Raw genomic sequence first — 18,661 nt, forward strand, 5'->3', positions numbered from 1 at the left:
TCAATCATCACTTTAATAGATATTGGTTAAGAAAAGCATTCACCTCATTGGCGCATAATCCGACATTAACTATTTTTCCTGCTTTTTTAAGAATGTCTAATCCTTTACCATTATTGCGGGGGTCTGGATCAAGTATAGATACATATATTTCATCTATTCGACAATCTTCAGCGATCGCTAAAGCACATGCAGGTGTGCGTCCATGAAAAGAACAAGGTTCAAGAGTTACATACATTTTCAAGAAGTTGAAAGCTTTGCCTTGAATCTGTTTAAGTGCGTTAGCCTCAGCATGGTGTTTTCCTGGTGCTTGTGTGTATCCTTGAGCTACTATCTCTTGACCATCTACGATCACACAGCCTACTGGTGGGTTCGGCAAACATTCCGGCAAAGCTTTTCTGCTTTGAGCTAAAGCAGCCAGCATAAATATTGCATCCATATTTGAGCGTAAATTCTCTAGATAAATCACACTACCAAAAATTAGCTATCTATTGTTAAAAAAGTTCCCATATCAAAATTTAGTAACTGTCACACTAATACCAGAATCCAGTTTAGGAACCTTGAGATACTCAATTGGTTCAGTACTTTGAGTCTTGGTTGGCTCCTGACATTGCTTAAAAAAAGCGCTTGGGTTATTGATGAACTCAAGCGGGTTAATTTTTTGGCATCCTCGCTCCTGCATCAGGGAAATTGATTCAGCAGTTTGTTTTGGATTATTAGTCTGTCCGATAAAATTGCTCCATGTAGCGTTAATCGTAGCTGGTTCTGTAAATAAAACTCCAGCCTGATCGTGATCGCCTATTGTTGTAGGAACATTCTCCTGGTTAGCATAGGCACTATGAGTGAAAGTGAGTGTGCTAATCACAACGGGTAAGATAATAGAAGAGGATTTCATAATTCCATCTCTCAACATTTAATGTCAGTTTAATAATTACAATTGCCTAAAACCAAAAACCAAAAAATAGGAGGCTAGCTTGAGTACTTCAGATTAACACAGGTAATAATAAATATAGGGAAACTTCATGAAAAATATAGTGAAATCTAGTAAAATATGGCTGAAGTTGGCCTACCTTGAACAATTTGCTTGAGGTATTCATCTGGTTAATTGAGATAGTAGCTGGATTTCCGCTGTCTTGTACTAGTCTGATGTAAACTAATTTATTGCTCTAACCACGCTGTCATTTGATACTCCTTTGTTAGGCTACTTTAAATTAAAGCTGGATAGAGTTGAAAATTAAATTTTGTGTAAATTAATTTTGTCTTACTACTTGTCTTCTAATCATTTGTACCGACTTAATTACCTGTACTAAGTCGGTCAGCGGAAAAATTTGTCGTAGGTAGCAAGCCATTAGACAAGAGGGAGGAGTAAAGATTAAGCTGATTGTGAGTCCTTATAGGTTCAATACTCAAATCATGCAATTTTATGATTGCCAGTCCCGTGTTATTACCATTGACTATTATTCAAAGCAAGAATTCATTGTTAATTAAAGTTTTAAAGTAGCTTACATAAATATCCATCTAGTCTTTCTAGGTATCTATTTTCACTGTCTCAAGCCTATCTCGGAAGTGTATACATCGCTTATAGACTGGCACAATCTAACTATTCCTCACCTGAAAAATTGACTCCTTTTGCCTTTTTAAAATCAGCAAACCAAAAGTGAATATATTAGTATTTTGTATAAATTTTTCGTGAAGTTATTAAATTCAGTGTTCTTACATAATATGATAGTGATTGTTAGGTTACTAATCAATACTTGCGTTAGTAGTAACATAAAACTAAGTTAACAAAAATTAAGCTCAAAAAATGGAAAGCAACTCAATCAGGGATAAAATTGTGAGTTATCCTGGCTTTGCTGCCAGTAAAATATGAATTAAGTTAAAATTGTGACTTGCTAAACTATTAGTTAACTTCAGATATTGAAGAACCTCAGCAATAAGGTGTTAGCTAACAATCAACTTAAATATTAATATCACAAAATAGACTACAGTGTTACTGGATTCGAAATTGTGAGAACAATCTGCTGTAAGTAAATAGTCTTTTTTTATAAAACTTTACATATATTATGACGATGGAATCTTTACCACATTTTGAAGAAGTAAATATTCAGAAATACCTAGAAGTTCTTCAACGGCGTTGGCTACCTCTAGTTGGAATTTTCGCCATATCTGTTAGCCTTGGATGCTTATATGCATTTTCACTAAAACCTTCATACAAGGCAGAAGGAAGTTTGATGATTAAAACAAATCGCTCTTCTTCACTCACGGGCTTACCGGATGACATAGGACGCCTAGAAGCTTTGAATGTGAACGACAATCCCTTGGAAACTCAGGTGAGAGTTATTGGATCAAATCCAGTAATTGAGAAAACGATTAATTCCCTCAACCTTAAAGATAGTCAAGGCAAACTGCTCTCGATTCCCGACTTGGCAAAACAACTAAAAATAGAAGGAATTAAAGGCACTGATGTTGTACAACTTTCTTATAAAGGCGGCGATCCAAAGCTAGCAGCTAAAATCGTTAATGAAGTTATTGACAGTTATATCGATCTAAATATCAAGGCTAATCAGAATGAAGCGCGGACAGCCAAACAGGTTCTTGTAACGGAAGTACCTAAAGCTGAGGAAGTTGTCAGAAGAGCCGAATCAAAACTGCGGGTATTTAAAGAAACGAATAAAGTTGTTGTCCTAGAACAAGAAGCAGCCGCAGCAGTCGATACAATTTCTAAGTTAGGAAACCAAATTTCTCAAGCTTTAGCTCAACTAGATGATGTGAAGGGTCGTCTACAACAGTTAAGCAGTGAAGCTCAAGTAGATTCACGGCAAGGGGTAATTGAATCTGAATTGAGTCAAGCACCTGGAGTTCAGAAAGTGCTTGCTGAACTCCAAGAAACAGAAAGCAAACTAGCAATAGAGCGGACTCGTTTTGCAGCTGAACACCCTACAATTACTAACTTAGAAGAAAAAGTCGTAGCTCTTAAGAACTTGCTAAAAGAGCGGACAGGACAAGTAGCTGGTGGAGCGCAGATAACACAGGGAAGTTTACAGGTTGGACAACTACGGCAAAGCCTAATTGCAGATATTACTCGTGCCCAGGCAGAACGGGTTGGGCTAGAGAGACAAATTGCCACACTCAAACAACAGCAAAATGCCTATATAAAACGAGCAAATAATTTGCCAAGGCTAGAACAAAGTCAACGAGAGCTAGAACGGAAACTGCAAGCAGCTCAAACGACTTACGAAACACTTTTAAAGAAACGCCAAGAGATTGATATTGCACAGAACCAAAAAATTGCAAATGCTCGTGTCATTTCCTATGCTTTAATCCCTGATAAAGCAGAAGGGCCTCGGAAAATGCTGTTTATTGTTGGTGGAGCAGGAGTTGGTTTTTTCTTAGGTATCATTGTCGCCTTTACTTTAGACTTGATAGACCGCTCGGTAAAGACCGTGAAAGAAGCCAAAGAAGTCTTGAGATACAGTGTTTTGGGAGTAATTCCTACACAAGGTAGAAATGGTAAAGATCATTCTTCTATACCAGGACTGGATAGAGCTATTCCCAAAATTATTGGCAGAGATATTCCTTACTTCCCTGTTGGTAATGCATATCAAATACTACAAGTAAACTTGAAGTTCCTCTGTTCTGATAAACCGCTCAAAAGCATTGTAGTTACAAGTTCTGTTGCAAAAGAAGGAAAGTCTGACGTATCTGCAAATTTAGCTGTAACTATGGCTCAAGCAGGGCGTAGGGTGTTGTTGGTGGATGCAGATATGCGTCATCCCATACAGCATCATATCTGGGGGCTAACAAATACAATGGGACTAAGTAATATACTAATTAATCAAGCTTCTTTAGATACAGTTGTTCAGGAAGTAATGCCTAATCTGGAAGTTCTCACTTCTGGAGTTTTGCCTCCAAATCCAGTTGCAATGCTAGATTCTCAACGCATGGCAACATTAATTAGTAACTTTGGCAGAGATTACGATCTTGTCATTTTCGATACTCCTCCATTGTCAGGAATAGCAGATGCTGCTGTTTTAAGCACCTTGACTGACGGTATCTTATTAGTCGTTCGTCCTGGAGTGGTTGACTTGAACAGTGCAAATGCGGCTAAAGAGTTTTTAACTCAGTCAGGTCAGAAGGTATTAGGGATAGTCATCAATGGTGTGAATACTAAAAATGAACCTAATAATTATTTTTATGACACTAAGAAACGACAAATTGAACAAGATTTGGTATCTAGCAGCTTAACTAAATTTCGCAAAGAGCATTAACTTTTCTGATAAATTTTGAAAGCTACCATCACTACAACCATCTAAACCCAATTTTTTGACTGTAGAAATAATGGATAAAACTAAAATTAAAACTTCTTGTTTAATTAATAATTACAATTATGCTGATTTTCTCTCTGAGGCAATTGATAGCGCTTTAAATCAGACAGTTAAATTTGATGAAATTATCATTGTTGATGACGCATCCACAGATAATTCTATGGAAATTATCAACAACTTTACTCAATTAACTAATGTTAAATCTATCTTGAAAGAAAAAAACCAAGGACAATTATCATCTTTTAATGAAGGGTTTTTAGCTGCTAATGGTGACATTATATTTTTTTTAGATGCTGATGATATTTATGAACCTCAGTATTTAGAAAACGCCCTAAATTTTTACAATAGACGCAGTGAATGTGATTTTTTATTTTGTGCGTATAAAAAATTTGGAGCAGTAGAAGGGACATTTCAAGACGATGAAGTTGATTTAGATTTGGGTTATTCAGTAATTAGAACTTTATATAATAGTGAATGGATTGGTTCCATAACTTCAACATTATCAATACGTAGAGAAATAGTCAGAAAATTTTTACCTATTCCAAATATAGAAGATTGGCGTGTAAGGGCTGATGACTGTTTGGTATGGGGAGCTTCTTTGGTGGGGGCTAAAAAGTTTTATATGTCTAAACCTTTAGTAATGTATAGAATACATGAAAATAATCAATATCATAATAAGAGGTTTTTAGATGTAGACAAAAACTATGAATACAAAAGATTCTGGAAACGCAATTCCCTCTTTAATTATATTTTGCAAAAAAACAATTTTAACTCTCCGCTATTCTTAGCTTTTATATCTCTTAATGAGTTACAAACAATACCATACCCAAAATATCACGATTTTATTACTTATTTGAAAATAATATTTTTATTTGAGCATAGTTTTTATTGGAAAATAAAGGGTATGGTTTTTTTGTTTAGCTATTTTTTAAAAATTTTGACTAGTGGTAAATTAAAAATTTTGTAAGCGCTCAATAATGTGAGTTGCTGAATAAATCCACTTTCTTTTGTATTTAAGAAAGTTAAAAAGTTGCATGAGCTAGATTGATTATAAATAATTGCATATGATTAATTTATAAACATAATGTTAAGCAAATTAAAAATTAAAAACTTCTCGAAATTTAAATCTCGTTCTGGGCTGCGTGCAATTATTGCTAATACAGGTTGGTTATTTGCTGACCGCATTCTACGTATGGGTGCAAGCTTAGTTGTAGGAGTATGGGTAGCACGTTATTTAGGAGTACAACAGTATGGTCTATTTAACTATGCTTTAGCTTTTGTTGCCTTATTCAGCCCAATTTTTACTCTCGGACTAGATGACGTAGTAGTTCGCCACCTTGTTCGTCAATCATCAAACAAAGAGGAAATTTTAGGAACTACTTTTTGGCTAAAATTTTTGGGTGGAATTGCTTCTGTTTTATTGGCAGTTAGCACGATGTTTTTGTTAGGTGAGCGTGAAACACTAAAGATATGGCTAGTTGCAATTTTAGGAATAGCAGGAGTTTTTAGGGCATCTGATACTATTGAACTGTGGTTTCAATCACAGGTGCAGTCAAAATATGCTGTAATCGCTAAAAACACGGCATTTCTGCTAAATACTCTGATCAAAATCGCATTAATTTTAACAAAAGCACCGTTGCTAGCTTTTGCTTTGGTAACATTAGCAGAATTTGCAATGAGTGCTATTGGCTTACTGATTGTTTACCAAGTCAAAGGATCTTCATTGTGGTTATGGCGTTGGAGCGTTGCGGCTGCCAAAACTCTTCTGAAAGAGAGTTTACCTCTAATTTTTTCGGGGTTTGCCATCATGATTTTTATGAGAATAGATCAGGTGATGTTAGGTCAAATGATTGGAGATAGTGAGGTTGGAATTTATTCTGCTGCTGTGCGTATTTCTGAAATTTGGTATTTTCTTCCAGCGGCTATTGTTTCTTCTGTTGCTCCGGCAATTTATGCAGCAAAGGAAAAATCAGAAAGTCTTTACTATCAGCGAATAGGACAATTACTCAGTCTAATGACATGTATATCTTTAGCAATTGCTTTTCCAATGTCCTTTTTATCTGACAAGATAATTATGGTGATGTTTGGAAGTGGATATGCAGAGGCAGGAGCAATATTAGCAGTTCATATTTGGACTTCTTTGTTTGTATTTATGGGTCTTGCAACATCACCTTGGTTTATTGCTGAAGGTTTAAACCACGTTTCTTTAGGTAAGACTTTATTTGGGGCAATACTAAACATTATTCTCAATTTATTGCTGATTCCTAAATATGCAGGACTTGGAGCTGCGATCGCAACAATAATATCTCAAGCTGCTGCTGCTTTTATATGCAACGCATTTGATTCAAGAACACAAAAGCTATTTAAAATTCAGGTGCGATCGCTTATTCATTTTTACAAATACTAATCGTTATTATTTAAAGTTTATATGATCCAAACACCAGTAACTTTTATTATTTTTAAACGCCCCCAAACAACAGAAAAAGTTTTTGAGGCTATTCGCCAAGCCAAGCCAACAAAACTTTTTGTAATTGCAGATGGGCCCCGTACTGACCGCGAAGCTGAGGCAGAAAAATGCGAAGCTACTAGGGCAATTATTGAGAGAGTTGATTGGGATTGTGAAGTAATTAAGAATTATTCTGATGTCAACTTAGGTTGTGCAAAGCGGGTATCAAGTGGTTTAGATTGGGTCTTTAATAATGTTGAAGAGACAATTATTTTAGAAGATGATTGTATTCCTCACACAACTTTTTTCAGGTTTAGTCAAGAGCTGCTGGAAAAATATAGAAATGATACCAGAATCGCCACAATCTCTGCTCAAAATCTTCAACTTGAACAAAAACGTACAAATTACAGTTACTATTTTTCTCGCTACAACCACTGCTGGGGTTGGGCAAGTTGGAGGCGTGCTTGGCAACATTATGATTTGACTATCAAACTCTGGAAAGAGGTGCAAGCAGAAAACCTTTTACATGACATTCTTGTAGACCAAAAAGCGGTAAATTCTTGGCAACGAATATTTCAATCTGTTTATGACAATCCTACAGGTATAACCTGGGATTACCAATGGACATTTGCTTGTTGGATGCAGGGAAGCTTAAGTATTATTCCCAATGTCAATTTAATCTCTAATGTTGGTGTTGGTGTAGACGCAACTCATTTTACTTCAAATCAAGAATTTTCTTTCATCAATATGCCGATGCGAGCAATGGAATTCCCATTAAAGCATCCACCATTTATTGTCAGGAATGTAGAAGCAGATAATTTTACACAGAAAACAGTCTATAAAGCAACTGCATTGGACATTTTTAAAGAGGAAGTGAAGAAAAGATTGAATTACTCAGTGATAAAAAAATAGATTAATTAAATATCCCAAATGAAAGTAAAATTAACAGAAAAAATATTAACTATCTTGCTATTACTCATTGCTGTGGGGGCATTAACAATACACCCTGCACAAGAAGTCTCCATGTCTACCCTTGGAGGTGATAAGCTAGATACTTTGTTCAACATAGTTTCATATTTAATCCTATTTTATTTCCTAATTTTATACTGGAAAGGTTTTCTTTATGTAATTACTAGAAGTCCATTACAGTTTTTTCTACTAGCAATAGTTATATTTTCTCTTTTATGGTCAGAAGACTTAAGTTCTAGTCTTACTTATCTAAGAGGTCTAATCCGCATATATTTTTTTGCAATCTATTTAGCAATGCGTTATTCCCTTAAGGAACAAATTAAGCTGATAGCTTGGGCGCTTGGCATAGCTGCATCATTATCTATGTTATTTTCTGCATTCGTACCAGGTTATATTCACGAATCACCTGAATTAGTAGGTATGTGGAGTGGAATTTATGGTCATAAAAATGAATTAGGTTACATGATGGCTTGGAGTGCAGGAGTTTTTTTGCACCTTGCTCTTAGCGGCCATCGATATCGCTGGTTGATGTGGGCACTATGTGGGATATCTGTATGTCTAATTATCCTCTCACGTTCAACAACATCTTTAACGATCTTATTGACAATGGTATTACTTTTACCTTTCTACAGATCGCTGAAGAGAACTAATTATAAATTACAAGTTATTATGATTACTTCAACTTTGATGTTAATGATAGTTTTTTCAATATTACTTCTCAACAATATCGAAACTGTAGTTGGTACTTCTGGTAAAGACCTTACCTTCAATGGGCGCTCTGACCTCTGGGAGCTAGTAATTTCTAAGATTTTGGAAAGACCTTGGCTCGGTTATGGATTTTCGGGATTTTGGACTAGTAATGCTGCATCTAAATTAAGAGCTACTTATGATTGGGCAAGTAATGCTCACAATGGTTTTTTAGAAATATTTTTAGAATTAGGATTTTTAGGTTTTTTGACTTTCGCAGCAGGGTTTGTCCGGTTTTTTCTCATGGCATTGACTCGAACTATTTCTGTCGCGAAAAAACCGGAAGATTATTGGCCAATGCAGATACTAATTATTATTGTCATAGTTAATTTTTCAGAAGCCAGATTATTAACTCCTAGCTGGAATTGGTTAATGTATGTCACCACGTCATTATCTTTAACTCTTGAATATCAACGAAACCATAAAAATATTTTAGTCAATTAGTTTTATGGCGATCATAAATAGTTTTATTGATTATTAAGTTAATAAAAATGAAAATTTTACATATTAGTACCCATGATATTAATGGCGGTGCAGCAAGGGCTGCATATCGTTTACATACAGGTTTGCAGGATATAGGACTACAGTCACAAATGTTAGTTCAGGAAAAATATAGTAATGATAAAACAGTAATTGCACCTAAAATTAGACTATTTCAAGGCATCGCTAAGGCAAAGTTAACAGTTGAAAGTTTACCATTAAAGCTTTATCGCCAAAAGAAAAATACTCCATTTTTTACTCAATGGTTGCCAGATAGAGTTATTCCGAAAGTTGCTCAGATTAATCCAGATATAATCAATTTGCATTGGATTAGCGGAGGTTTTATGCAAATAGAAACATTTGCTAAACTGAAGCGTCCTCTAGTTTGGACTCTGCATGATATGTGGGGGTTTACTGGAGGGTGTCACGTAACTGGAGAATGCGATCGCTACAAAATATCCTGTGGGGCTTGTCCTCAACTCAACAGTGGCAATGAATGGGATTTATCCCGTTGGGTATGGCAGCGCAAAGTAAAAGCTTGGAAAAATTTAAATTTAACTCTGGTTTCACCAAGTTCTTGGTTAGCAGAGTGCGCTCGTTCTAGCTCTTTATTCCAAAATTTGCGAATTGAGGTAATTCCCCACGGACTAAATACTCAAAAATATCGACCGATTAATCAACATTTTGCACGAGAAGCACTCAATCTGCCCCAAGATAAAAAGCTGATACTCTTTGGAGCGATAGAAGCAACAAGCGATAGAAATAAAGGATTTCATTTGTTGCAACCAGCTTTACAAGAATTGAGTAAATCTGGCTGGAAGGATGACTTGGAAGTTGTGATTTTTGGAGCATCTCAACCCGAAAATCCACCTGATTTAGGTTTCAAAACCCACTATTTAGGACACTTACATGATGCTATATCTTTAGCAACTGTTTACTCAGCTGCTGATGTAATGCTTGTACCATCTCTTCAAGAATCTTTTGGACAGACAGCTTCGGAATCATTCGCTTGTGGTACTCCAGTTGTGGCGTTTAATTCCACTGGCTTAAAAGATATTGTTGATCATCAGGAGAACGGCTATTTAGCTAAACCTTATGAAGTTGAGGATTTTGCCAAAGGAATTACCTGGGTTCTTGAAAATGAACAGAGGTTGCAAAAACTGTCATTTTATGCTCGTGAGAAAGCCGAGCAAGAATTTACCCTGGAACTTCAAGCACGTCGTTATTCAGCCTTGTTTCAGGAAATATTGATGATAGCAAAGAAATCTTCATTGAGTAATTAACTTAGTAAATCAATACTTCATAATATGTCAATACCTATAGCTTTTATAATTTGTACAGAACCTGGTCGTTTAGAAGGTCAATCTTTGATGCTTGCAGAAAGTATTCGGAAGTTCTGCGGCGAATTGAAAAATACACCTATATATAGTTTTCATCCTAGAGTAGGTGAACCGATTTTAAAGCAAACCCAACAAGCCTTTGAAGCATTGCAGGTGATTCATCAACAAATTCCCATAAATCGAGAATTTCATGAATATTATTTAGCTAATAAGCCCCTAGTTTGTGCCTATGCGGAACAAAATATTGATGCAGAAATATTGGTTTTTTTAGACAGTGACAAATGCTTTTTTTCTGAACCAAAAGAATTTTTATTGCCCGTAGATTGTAATGTACGGATGCGTCCTGAGTACGGTCAAGGAATTGGTTCTACAGGCCTGCAAGATCCTCAAGAATGGTATTGGCAAAAACTGTATGAAGTACTGGGAGTAAAGCGTGAGGTATTTGTTGACACACCAATTGGTAATAAAAGAATCAGAGCCTACTGGAATTCTGGTTTGATTGCTGTAAGAAAGAGTGCGGGTATATTTACAACTTGGAAAGAGAATTTTGAAAAAGTAATGCGCTTGGATATTACTCCTCCCCAGGGTATTTATTTTGTTGAGCAGTCTGTTTTGTCTGTAACTTTATGTGCTTTGGAAGAAAATGTTGAACATCTTCCCCCTAATTATAGTTATCCATTACCTTTACATAACCGTTTATCAAAAGAACTACAAATTAAACATTGGGATGATATTGTATCCATTCATTATTTCAACTTATTTTTTTATAACGATTGGTATGGACAAATAAAAAGATTGAAAAAATTTAATGTCAATTCCGAGAAATATCAATGGTTATGTGAAGAGATTGTCAGACTTAATATGCCTCGTGTATCAGTTTGGCATCGATATTTGTTGAGAGTCAGAAGAATGGAACAAAAGCTCAAAAGCTTTAATTTAGATATTAATTTCAGTGGCTGGATAGAAAGCAGGGTTAAGTTTTAAACCTATCTAACAATAATGGAAGGTATAAATTTGATGCTTAAGATATGAATAACATTTGTCAAAAATGCGTGTAAGTTTATTACTTAGATTAATTATTGTTGTGCATATTATCTGAGGCAAATGAGATGAAAAAAGCGAATATAGCTGTAATTATGACATGTTATAACAGACGGAATACAACTCTTGCATGTCTAAATGCTTTATATCAGCAAAAAAATCATTGTGATGTTTATTTAACTGATGATGGAAGTTCTGACGGGACTACAGAGGCTGTTAAAGCAGAATATCCAGAAGTAAAAATTTTTCAGGGTAATGGCAATTTATTTTGGGTTGGAGGAATGCATCTCGCTTTTGGTGAGGCAATCAAATATCAATATGATTATTATCTGTGGTTGAATGATGACACATTTTTGGAAGCCAATGCTGTGAGTAAACTATTACAGGTTCATCAAAATTTGACAGAACTTGGTTATCCAGACTCAATTGTAGTTGGTTCAACTAAAGACTCAATTACAGGAAAAGCAACCTATGGAGGAGCAGTAAAATCTAAAAAGTGGTACTCTAATAAGTTTGAATTTTTAGAACCAAGTTCAGTTATCCAAAAATGCGATGCTATGTATGGTAACTGCGTGTTAATTCCTAAAAGTGTTACCGCCAAAGTTGGCAATATTGATACAGCTTTTGTTCATAGTCTAGGAGATTTAGATTATGCCCTGAGAGCGCGTAAATTGGGTTGTAAAATATGGGTAGCTCCTGGGTATATTGGTACTTGTACTAAAAACTCTATCCGCAATAGTTGGGCAGATACCAATTTAAATCTATTAGAACGCTTAAAAAAAGTACTAGAAATTAAAGGATTTCCATTGAAATCATGGACTATATTTTGTAGCAGACACTCTGGGCCATTCTGGATATTGTACTGGTTCTTACCCTATATTAGAGCAATTATTGGCTACAAAAATTTGGCAATCTCTCCCACATTTTCTGAGGATATTAATCAAACTAGTTCAGGAGTTTAATACTTGCAAAAGAGTCATTATTGAGTGAGATTTCCATAAGTTACAAGTATCTTAGTAATTTGACAAATGTAATTTTAAATTATAAAATAATAATCTGCAATCATTTTATGGGTAAACGCTTACTGATTGTCTCAACCCTCGATTCTAGTCAGCCATTTGGTGCATTTACGAGACCTTTTTATCTAGGACAATATCTTACTAAACATTTTGATGTTTTTCAGCTAGGTTTAGATTGTTCATCTGTGAATTATGCACCTTCTTTTTCTATTGGCTCAAGAAGTTTAAAGTCATATATTCAATCTATAGAAAAGTGCATCGACGAGTTTTGTCCAGACATTGTGTATGCTCAAGAAACACTACCTGGATTGGCTGCTTTAGTTTCACTAAAGCTTAGAAAACACAGTAGTTCCTCTCTTGTTTTAGACTTTCATACATTTTCGCCTTATGAATACTGGATGCGCTTGTTTTCAGTTGCCAATCCTTTCAAAGAGTTTGCACAATGTATTAAGACATATATTGCTCAGGGAATTTTAATATTCTCTGGTAGTCCAATAATTGCAGCAGGTGAATCAATTCCTAAACTAATTTCCCAATGGTATGGAAAAACACCACAGCAAATTTATTCCATCGGTAATGGAGTGACTGAAGACTTACTCAATACTGAGGTTTTTCCAGATAAAGACCCCTATCAAGCATTCAGACCAGCTAAAATAGTGGTTATTATTGCTCCCAAAACATTTCAATTTCCAACTAATGATATGTCTGTATCAATGACTATTGAGGTCGCTAAACGCCTTGAAAGTCATCAAGAAAAAGTACATTTTGTTGTTATTGGTAGGGATAGTAGTGATATTGCAGAACCAATACCCTCTAATATTTCTTTTTTAGGATTTTTACCTAAAAGGGAAGATTTTATCACCCATTTGAAATATGCAGATATTGCTTTGTTGCCATTTTCAAAACAAGCAGTAGCAGGTGGCGCTCGCAATAAAGCATTAGATTATTTTGCTAGTAGAAAATTAGTTGTATCGACACCAGAAGGCTTGCGAGGTTTAGAAGAATTTCGGAACTTAGAACATCTGTTAGTAACAGGATACTCTAGCGAAGAAGTTGCTACTACAATACTTGATGCTGCTTCAAATATCGATAAATATCAATCACTTGTAGATACAGCATATACTTTAATTACAGAAAAGTATTCCTGGAATGCAAGATCACAGAATATCGCAGACATCCTCCTGAAAATAAGTGCTTTTTAGTTATATTTAGATAATAGTTGTTAACTAAAAAACTTACATATTTCAATATTTTATTATTGAAGTTTTGTCAATTAATTTTACAATGATAACCTTTACATTGAGATAGTATCTCATATTTATCAAAAGAAAAACAAGATATGAAAAAGCGATTTTCTTATAAAATTATTGGTGCTCAAGTGGATGCACTCTCTATCCTTGACTTAAATTTATTGATTGAAGAATCTATTGAGCAAGATGAGAAATGGATTATTGCTAATCACAACTTACATAGTCTTTATCTCTTACATAACGATCTAAAAATGCAAGCTTTTTATTCCAAGGCCGAATATACTCATATTGATAGTATGCCTTTAGTGTTTATTGGAAAGCTGTTGGGTTTTCCAATTAAACGTGAACAAAGAGTAACCTATGCTGACTGGGTATGGCCTCTGATGGCAGAAGCTGCTACTAAAGGCTGGCGTGTATTCTATTTAGGTTCAAAACCAGGAGTTGCTGAAAAAGCAGCAAATATTTTATGCGAGAAATTTCCTGGTTTACAGATTGCTTGCGCTCATGGCTATATTGATATAGATAAAGATAGTCAAGAAAATCTCGCCACTGTAGCTGCAATTAATGCTTACAAACCCCATATATTAATGGTGGGAATGGGTATGCCACGCCAAGAGTATTGGATTTACGAAAATCTTGAACATCTTCATACCAACACTATTTTGACTAGTGGAGCCTGTATGGACTATATAGCAGGAGCAATACCTACTCCTCCTCGCTGGATGGGAAAGGTGGGGTTGGAATGGTTGTATCGCTTGTTATCTGAACCGAAAAGACTTTGGAGACGTTACTTACTTGAGCCTTGGTTTGTTGGGACATTATTTTTACGAGAAATCTGGAGTATCTCAAGTAAACAAAAAAAAAATAACCTGCTGGTATTTCTAAGTACGAAATTTCATAAGTTCGTAGCGTTATCGAGTTTCTCAAAGCCTTACCAGTAGGTTGCTCAATTCGTCACGAATTTATGGAATGTTGTACCAAGGTTTAATGATTAATTAGTCAGTAATTTTTCTTCAACTTCCATAATCGTGAATCACAAAAAATGTCTCCATCTATTTTGCTTAAAATAATACTTAAAAGTGCTATAGCAGTCTCCGGCATAGTGAGGTACATTTTCCAATCTACTAACCTTGGTAAACAAGATTTGGGTGTACCTCAGTTGCTAAGGAAATACTATATTTCCGCTTGGACGGAGTATTAAGTTGATTCCTGAAAAGCCTGAGCTATAGCATTGCGGGCAGATTTAGGTTGCAGGTTTTCATCGAAGGGAAGCGGACGCAGAAATTTCCAAAGATTTGGATTGCCTCTAAAGATTTTTCTTGGCATCCAGTCGGGATGACGTATCCAGGTATGGCGATCGGTAAGTCCCCATGTAATGACAGTATCGACTTTAGCCGCAAAGCACAGATCAAGATATCGCTTGTAACTATCGGCTACCATCTGGTCTAGCTTTTTAATACTATCGGGCAATGGCGTATCAATAATAATATCTAATTCTGTGATTATTGGTTTAACTTCAAGATCGTTAAGCCGTTTTAAGACGGAATTAAATCCTTTCTCGTCAAAACTATAGGCAGTAGAAAACCATAGATGCGATTGGATACCTGCCCCGTCAATTTTAACGCCACTATTCTTCAGATATTCGACCATTTTTAAGAAACGATCTGATTTCCATGTAGCGCCTTCGATGCCAAAATCGTTTAGATAGAATTTTTTGCTGTTATCAACTGAAGCGGCAATTAAAAACAAGTCTCGAATTAATTCTGGCTTTACCCCTTTACGCAAACCGTAGGTAGCATTGTCAGTTTCATTTTCATTATCAGCGATAATTTCATTGGCAATATCCCAAGACTTTAAAACGGGACTATTGCGATAATGCCCCATGACTCCTTTAACATGGCGTTCGATCATCTTAAGTGTAGGGGGGTATGTTGCCCAGTCTGGTCTTCCCATGTGCCAGAAAAGGGTATGCCCGTGTAAGTCTATATTATGCTTTTGGCAGAAATTGGCGATCGCATCTGCTGATTCAAAGGTAAATTGTCCTGGCTGTGGTTCAGTGGCGTTCCATTTTAATTCACCATTCGGTGTCACAATCGAACATTCACGAGCAATCAGGTTAGCGTAATCCTTGTCTTTTAGCAAAATATCACTAGCAATTGCTGCGCCATAACGCTTTCCTTTGGCGGCAGCTAATTGCCGAAGGGGAGAATTATTAATTGTATAATTTGCTGCAATATAATCCGTGCTATGGTCTTTTTTTTGCTTATCCTTTTGCAAAAACCCCATAGTCAATAAGGCAGAAAGGGTAGTATATCCTGCTCTTGTTAAAAATTTTCTCCGATAAGGCATAAATTACACTTAAGAAAAAACACATTGATTATTATTTTACCGTATAAAAAATATACTGATTATTATTTTACTGTAATTCCCCAAGAATATACGGTGTTTTTCCCAAATAAAATCATAAGCTTATACTAAGTGGCAAACATAAAAATTTATGAGTATTACATCTAGCGCAAAATTGGATTAAACTATAACGCATGTTCGATTTAAATCAATCACTATATTTTTACATCTCAGCAATAAAGATGCTAACCTGATATATAACGATCGTTCGATATAAATAAGCTGAATCATGCCAAAGATTGTTGACCATGAGCAATACCGTAAAGAACTGCTCGACAAGTGCTTTGATTTATTTGCCCAAAAAGGCTATGGTTCCATCACTATGCGCCAAATTGCTGAGGGATTAGGGGTTTCTACTGGTACGTTGTACCACTATTTTCCTAGTAAGCAAACTCTATTTGAGCAATTGGCCCAGGAGATTTGTGAGCAAGACTTAAGTACAGCATTAGCTGAACTACAAGGAGCGCAAACGCTACAAGAATCAATGGAAGCACTAGGAAGATATCTAGTGAAAAACGAAGATTACTTCATTAAATGGACTTACATTTGGATTGATTTTTGCCAACACAAAGACTCTAAAGAAATGTTAAAAAATAGCATTTTTAAGCGGAATAATCAGCGCTATCAGGAGGCGATTTGCGATTTATTTGGTATTCAAGATTCAGTATTGGCTTCTTTTCTTTTGAGTTTTGTAGATGGTTTAATTCTGGAGAAGTTATGGGGTAATGAAACAATTGATTTTATTGAACAATGTGCGTTATTAGGCAAAATACTGACAGCATATTTACCGCAACATACAGCAGAAATAAAAGTTGAAACGCAGGTTGTATCACGTTTTGAGAGTTAGGCTATGTATCTCATACTTGTTGCAACCTGTTATATGTATAATATATTAACCTGAATTATTTTTGACAAAAGTGACTCATTTAATATAAATAAAATAAGTTTTTAGGAGAGTAAAATACATGGTTCAAAAACTGTCAGAAAAAGCTTCTAAAAAAGGGTTAATTACATTAGTAATTGCAGCTACTGCAATTACAGGTGGAATTGTTGCTTATGGGATTTCTCAGTTTGGATTAGTTGGTCAAACTGAGAAATCTGAGCCAGTTGAAACCATGCCCAACATTCAAAAAGTAGCTGCATTAGGACGGCTAGAACCGGAAGCAGAGGTAATTAGCTTGTTTGCGCCTTTAGCATTGGATGGCGATCGCATTGCCCGAATTCTAGTCAAAGAAGGCGATCGCGTTCAAGCTGGACAGGTGGTAGCAATTTTAGATGCCCGCGATCGCTTGCAAACTGCTGTACTACAAGCCCAACAACAAGTTAGAGTTGCTCAAGCTAAACTCGCTCAAGTGCAAGCAGGAGCAAAAGCAGGAGAAATTCAGGCCCAGCAGGCAAGCGTTGAACGTCTCCAGGCCCAATCCCAAGGAGACAAAACAGCGCAACAGGAAGCGATATTCCGCATAGAGGCACAGTGGGAAGGAGACAGAATAGCGCAAGAGGCAACCATTAAGAAATTAGAGGCAGAACTCAAAAATGCCGAAGCCGAATATCAACGTTATCAGCAGCTCTATTCTCAAGGCGCAGTTTCTAATTCTTTGTACGATAGCAAAGGTTTGACTGTAGAAACTGCCAAACAGCAAGTAGACGAAGCCAAAGCAGTTCTCAACCGGATTAACACGACTGCTAGCAAACAACTTGCCGAAGCCAAAGCAGCACTCGCCCGTACTAACGCCACTGGTAGCAAACAAGTCAGTGAAGCCAAAGCTACACTTACTAGTATTGCAGAAATCCGACCTGTAGATGTAGCCGCAGCCAAGACAGAAGTTGAAAATGCGATCGCCACACTCAAACATGCTCAAACCGAGTTGGCGGGTGCTTACATCAAAGCACCGATGGCGGGACAAATCATCAAAATTCATACGCGAGTCGGAGAAAAAATTAGTGCTTCTGGCATTGCAGACTTAGCGCAAACAAACCAGATGATGGCAGTAGCAGAAGTTTATCAAACTGACATCAGTAAAGTGAAACTAGGACAACAGGCAGTAATTAGCAGTCAGGCATTTATCGGTGAACTGCGAGGAACCGTTGCCCAAATAGGTTTGCAGGTGAATAGACAAAACGTTTTCAGCAACCAGCCAGGGGAGAACCTTGATAGCCGAGTAGTTGAGGTGAAAATTCGCCTCAATCCTGAAGACAGCAAACGAGTTGCAGGTTTCACTAACTTACAGATACAGACAGCGATTGAAATATAGAGTTGTTGTCTCTTGTATTCCAGCATCTTTATCAGGTGAATTCAATCATGCTTAAAGTCATATATCTTCTGCTTTGTGTACTTGGCTTTGTTCTACCTTACTCCCAGTTTGTTCCATTCATCTTAGAGCATGGTCTTGATATAAAGCTGTTTTTTGAACAACTCTTTGCCAACAAAATCTCTGGTTTTTTTGGCATGGATGTTATTGTTTCATCCCTAGTTCTCTGGACATTCGTATTTTGGGAAGGAACACGTTTGAAAATGCAAAATCTTTGGGTTTACGTTGCCTGCAATCTTTTATTTGGCGTGTCTTTAGGTCTTCCCCTATTTCTTTTCATGCGAGAGCGCCAACTTGAACAGCAAACTGAAACACTAGGTTATTAAAGG

General features: G+C 36.2%; 16 protein-coding genes. 13 read left to right on the plus strand and 3 right to left on the minus strand.

What is annotated here, in order from left to right; genetic code table 11:
• Positions 1 to 7 precede the first annotated feature (7 nt).
• Positions 8 to 436 carry a bifunctional diaminohydroxyphosphoribosylaminopyrimidine deaminase/5-amino-6-(5-phosphoribosylamino)uracil reductase RibD gene (locus RMY27_RS00265; protein WP_322659377.1) on the minus strand — a complete coding sequence of 143 codons (429 nt, stop codon included), beginning with the start codon at positions 434 to 436 and terminating at the stop codon, positions 8 to 10.
• Between the two features lie 72 nt (positions 437 to 508).
• Positions 509 to 892 (minus strand): hypothetical protein, encoded by a 384-nt coding sequence (locus RMY27_RS00270; protein ID WP_322659379.1) that lies wholly within the window; start codon positions 890 to 892, stop codon positions 509 to 511.
• Positions 893 to 2,060: 1,168 nt separating this feature from the next.
• Here RMY27_RS00270 and RMY27_RS00275 point away from each other — a divergent pair.
• The 10 genes from RMY27_RS00275 to RMY27_RS00320 all read left to right on the plus strand — a co-directional run bounded on the left by RMY27_RS00275 (position 2,061) and on the right by RMY27_RS00320 (position 14,555).
• The gene (locus tag RMY27_RS00275; protein WP_322659381.1) at positions 2,061 to 4,265 is read left to right on the plus strand and encodes a polysaccharide biosynthesis tyrosine autokinase; all 2,205 of its coding nucleotides are present in this window, start codon (positions 2,061 to 2,063) and stop codon (positions 4,263 to 4,265) included.
• Positions 4,266 to 4,335: 70 nt separating this feature from the next.
• Positions 4,336 to 5,289 (plus strand): glycosyltransferase family 2 protein, encoded by a 954-nt coding sequence (locus RMY27_RS00280; RefSeq protein ID WP_322659383.1) that lies wholly within the window; start codon positions 4,336 to 4,338, stop codon positions 5,287 to 5,289.
• Between the two features lie 117 nt (positions 5,290 to 5,406).
• Positions 5,407 to 6,729, plus strand: a complete 1,323-nt coding sequence (locus RMY27_RS00285; protein ID WP_322659385.1) for a flippase — start codon at positions 5,407 to 5,409, stop codon at positions 6,727 to 6,729.
• Positions 6,730 to 6,753: 24 nt separating this feature from the next.
• On the plus strand, positions 6,754 to 7,680 hold the full coding sequence (locus tag RMY27_RS00290) for a glycosyltransferase family 2 protein (RefSeq protein ID WP_322659785.1): 927 nt from the start codon (positions 6,754 to 6,756) through the stop codon (positions 7,678 to 7,680).
• A gap of 18 nt (positions 7,681 to 7,698) precedes the next feature.
• Complete coding sequence (locus RMY27_RS00295) at positions 7,699 to 8,928, plus strand: O-antigen ligase (protein ID WP_322659387.1); 1,230 nt, start codon at positions 7,699 to 7,701, stop codon at positions 8,926 to 8,928.
• Between the two features lie 47 nt (positions 8,929 to 8,975).
• Positions 8,976 to 10,247 carry a glycosyltransferase family 4 protein gene (locus RMY27_RS00300; RefSeq protein WP_322659389.1) on the plus strand — a complete coding sequence of 424 codons (1,272 nt, stop codon included), beginning with the start codon at positions 8,976 to 8,978 and terminating at the stop codon, positions 10,245 to 10,247.
• Between the two features lie 87 nt (positions 10,248 to 10,334).
• Entirely contained in the window at positions 10,335 to 11,288 is a 954-nt protein-coding gene (locus RMY27_RS00305) for a hypothetical protein (RefSeq protein WP_322659786.1), read from the plus strand.
• A gap of 125 nt (positions 11,289 to 11,413) precedes the next feature.
• Positions 11,414 to 12,307, plus strand: coding sequence for a glycosyltransferase family 2 protein (locus RMY27_RS00310; RefSeq protein ID WP_322659391.1), 894 nt, complete (start codon positions 11,414 to 11,416; stop codon positions 12,305 to 12,307).
• A 107-nt stretch (positions 12,308 to 12,414) separates the two neighbouring features.
• The gene (locus RMY27_RS00315) at positions 12,415 to 13,566 is read left to right on the plus strand and encodes a glycosyltransferase family 4 protein (protein ID WP_322659393.1); all 1,152 of its coding nucleotides are present in this window, start codon (positions 12,415 to 12,417) and stop codon (positions 13,564 to 13,566) included.
• 137 nt (positions 13,567 to 13,703) lie between these two features.
• Positions 13,704 to 14,555, plus strand: coding sequence for a WecB/TagA/CpsF family glycosyltransferase (locus tag RMY27_RS00320; RefSeq protein ID WP_322659395.1), 852 nt, complete (start codon positions 13,704 to 13,706; stop codon positions 14,553 to 14,555).
• A gap of 256 nt (positions 14,556 to 14,811) precedes the next feature.
• On the opposite strand, the gene RMY27_RS00325 is transcribed toward RMY27_RS00320, so the two are convergent.
• Positions 14,812 to 15,963: an endo-1,4-beta-xylanase gene (locus RMY27_RS00325; RefSeq protein WP_322659396.1), complete on the minus strand. Its 1,152-nt coding sequence runs from the start codon at positions 15,961 to 15,963 to the stop codon at positions 14,812 to 14,814.
• A 286-nt stretch (positions 15,964 to 16,249) separates the two neighbouring features.
• Here RMY27_RS00325 and RMY27_RS00330 point away from each other — a divergent pair, with 286 nt between their 5' ends.
• The 3 genes from RMY27_RS00330 to RMY27_RS00340 all read left to right on the plus strand — a co-directional run bounded on the left by RMY27_RS00330 (position 16,250) and on the right by RMY27_RS00340 (position 18,658).
• The gene (locus RMY27_RS00330) at positions 16,250 to 16,867 is read left to right on the plus strand and encodes a TetR/AcrR family transcriptional regulator (protein ID WP_322659397.1); all 618 of its coding nucleotides are present in this window, start codon (positions 16,250 to 16,252) and stop codon (positions 16,865 to 16,867) included.
• Between the two features lie 118 nt (positions 16,868 to 16,985).
• Positions 16,986 to 18,275 (plus strand): HlyD family efflux transporter periplasmic adaptor subunit, encoded by a 1,290-nt coding sequence (locus RMY27_RS00335; protein WP_322659398.1) that lies wholly within the window; start codon positions 16,986 to 16,988, stop codon positions 18,273 to 18,275.
• A 47-nt stretch (positions 18,276 to 18,322) separates the two neighbouring features.
• Positions 18,323 to 18,658, plus strand: coding sequence for a DUF2834 domain-containing protein (locus RMY27_RS00340; RefSeq protein WP_322659399.1), 336 nt, complete (start codon positions 18,323 to 18,325; stop codon positions 18,656 to 18,658).
• Positions 18,659 to 18,661 lie beyond the last annotated feature (3 nt).

Source organism: Nostoc sp. DedQUE09, from assembly GCF_034530915.1.
Classification (GTDB): Bacteria; Cyanobacteriota; Cyanobacteriia; order Cyanobacteriales; family Nostocaceae; genus Nostoc.

Excerpts from the sequence above, each read along its gene's own strand:
- RMY27_RS00265 (WP_322659377.1), bottom strand. The coding sequence starts at position 436 with ATGGATGCAATATTTATGCTGGCTGCTTTAGCTCAAAGCAGAAAAGCT.
- RMY27_RS00270 (WP_322659379.1), bottom strand. The coding sequence starts at position 892 with ATGAAATCCTCTTCTATTATCTTACCCGTTGTGATTAGCACACTCACT.
- RMY27_RS00275 (WP_322659381.1), top strand. The coding sequence starts at position 2,061 with ATGACGATGGAATCTTTACCACATTTTGAAGAAGTAAATATTCAGAAA.
- RMY27_RS00280 (WP_322659383.1), top strand. The coding sequence starts at position 4,336 with ATGGATAAAACTAAAATTAAAACTTCTTGTTTAATTAATAATTACAAT.
- RMY27_RS00285 (WP_322659385.1), top strand. The coding sequence starts at position 5,407 with ATGTTAAGCAAATTAAAAATTAAAAACTTCTCGAAATTTAAATCTCGT.
- RMY27_RS00295 (WP_322659387.1), top strand. The coding sequence starts at position 7,699 with ATGAAAGTAAAATTAACAGAAAAAATATTAACTATCTTGCTATTACTC.
- RMY27_RS00300 (WP_322659389.1), top strand. The coding sequence starts at position 8,976 with ATGAAAATTTTACATATTAGTACCCATGATATTAATGGCGGTGCAGCA.
- RMY27_RS00305 (WP_322659786.1), top strand. The coding sequence starts at position 10,335 with ATGCTTGCAGAAAGTATTCGGAAGTTCTGCGGCGAATTGAAAAATACA.
- RMY27_RS00310 (WP_322659391.1), top strand. The coding sequence starts at position 11,414 with ATGAAAAAAGCGAATATAGCTGTAATTATGACATGTTATAACAGACGG.
- RMY27_RS00315 (WP_322659393.1), top strand. The coding sequence starts at position 12,415 with ATGGGTAAACGCTTACTGATTGTCTCAACCCTCGATTCTAGTCAGCCA.
- RMY27_RS00320 (WP_322659395.1), top strand. The coding sequence starts at position 13,704 with ATGAAAAAGCGATTTTCTTATAAAATTATTGGTGCTCAAGTGGATGCA.
- RMY27_RS00325 (WP_322659396.1), bottom strand. The coding sequence starts at position 15,963 with ATGCCTTATCGGAGAAAATTTTTAACAAGAGCAGGATATACTACCCTT.
- RMY27_RS00330 (WP_322659397.1), top strand. The coding sequence starts at position 16,250 with ATGCCAAAGATTGTTGACCATGAGCAATACCGTAAAGAACTGCTCGAC.
- RMY27_RS00335 (WP_322659398.1), top strand. The coding sequence starts at position 16,986 with ATGGTTCAAAAACTGTCAGAAAAAGCTTCTAAAAAAGGGTTAATTACA.
- RMY27_RS00340 (WP_322659399.1), top strand. The coding sequence starts at position 18,323 with ATGCTTAAAGTCATATATCTTCTGCTTTGTGTACTTGGCTTTGTTCTA.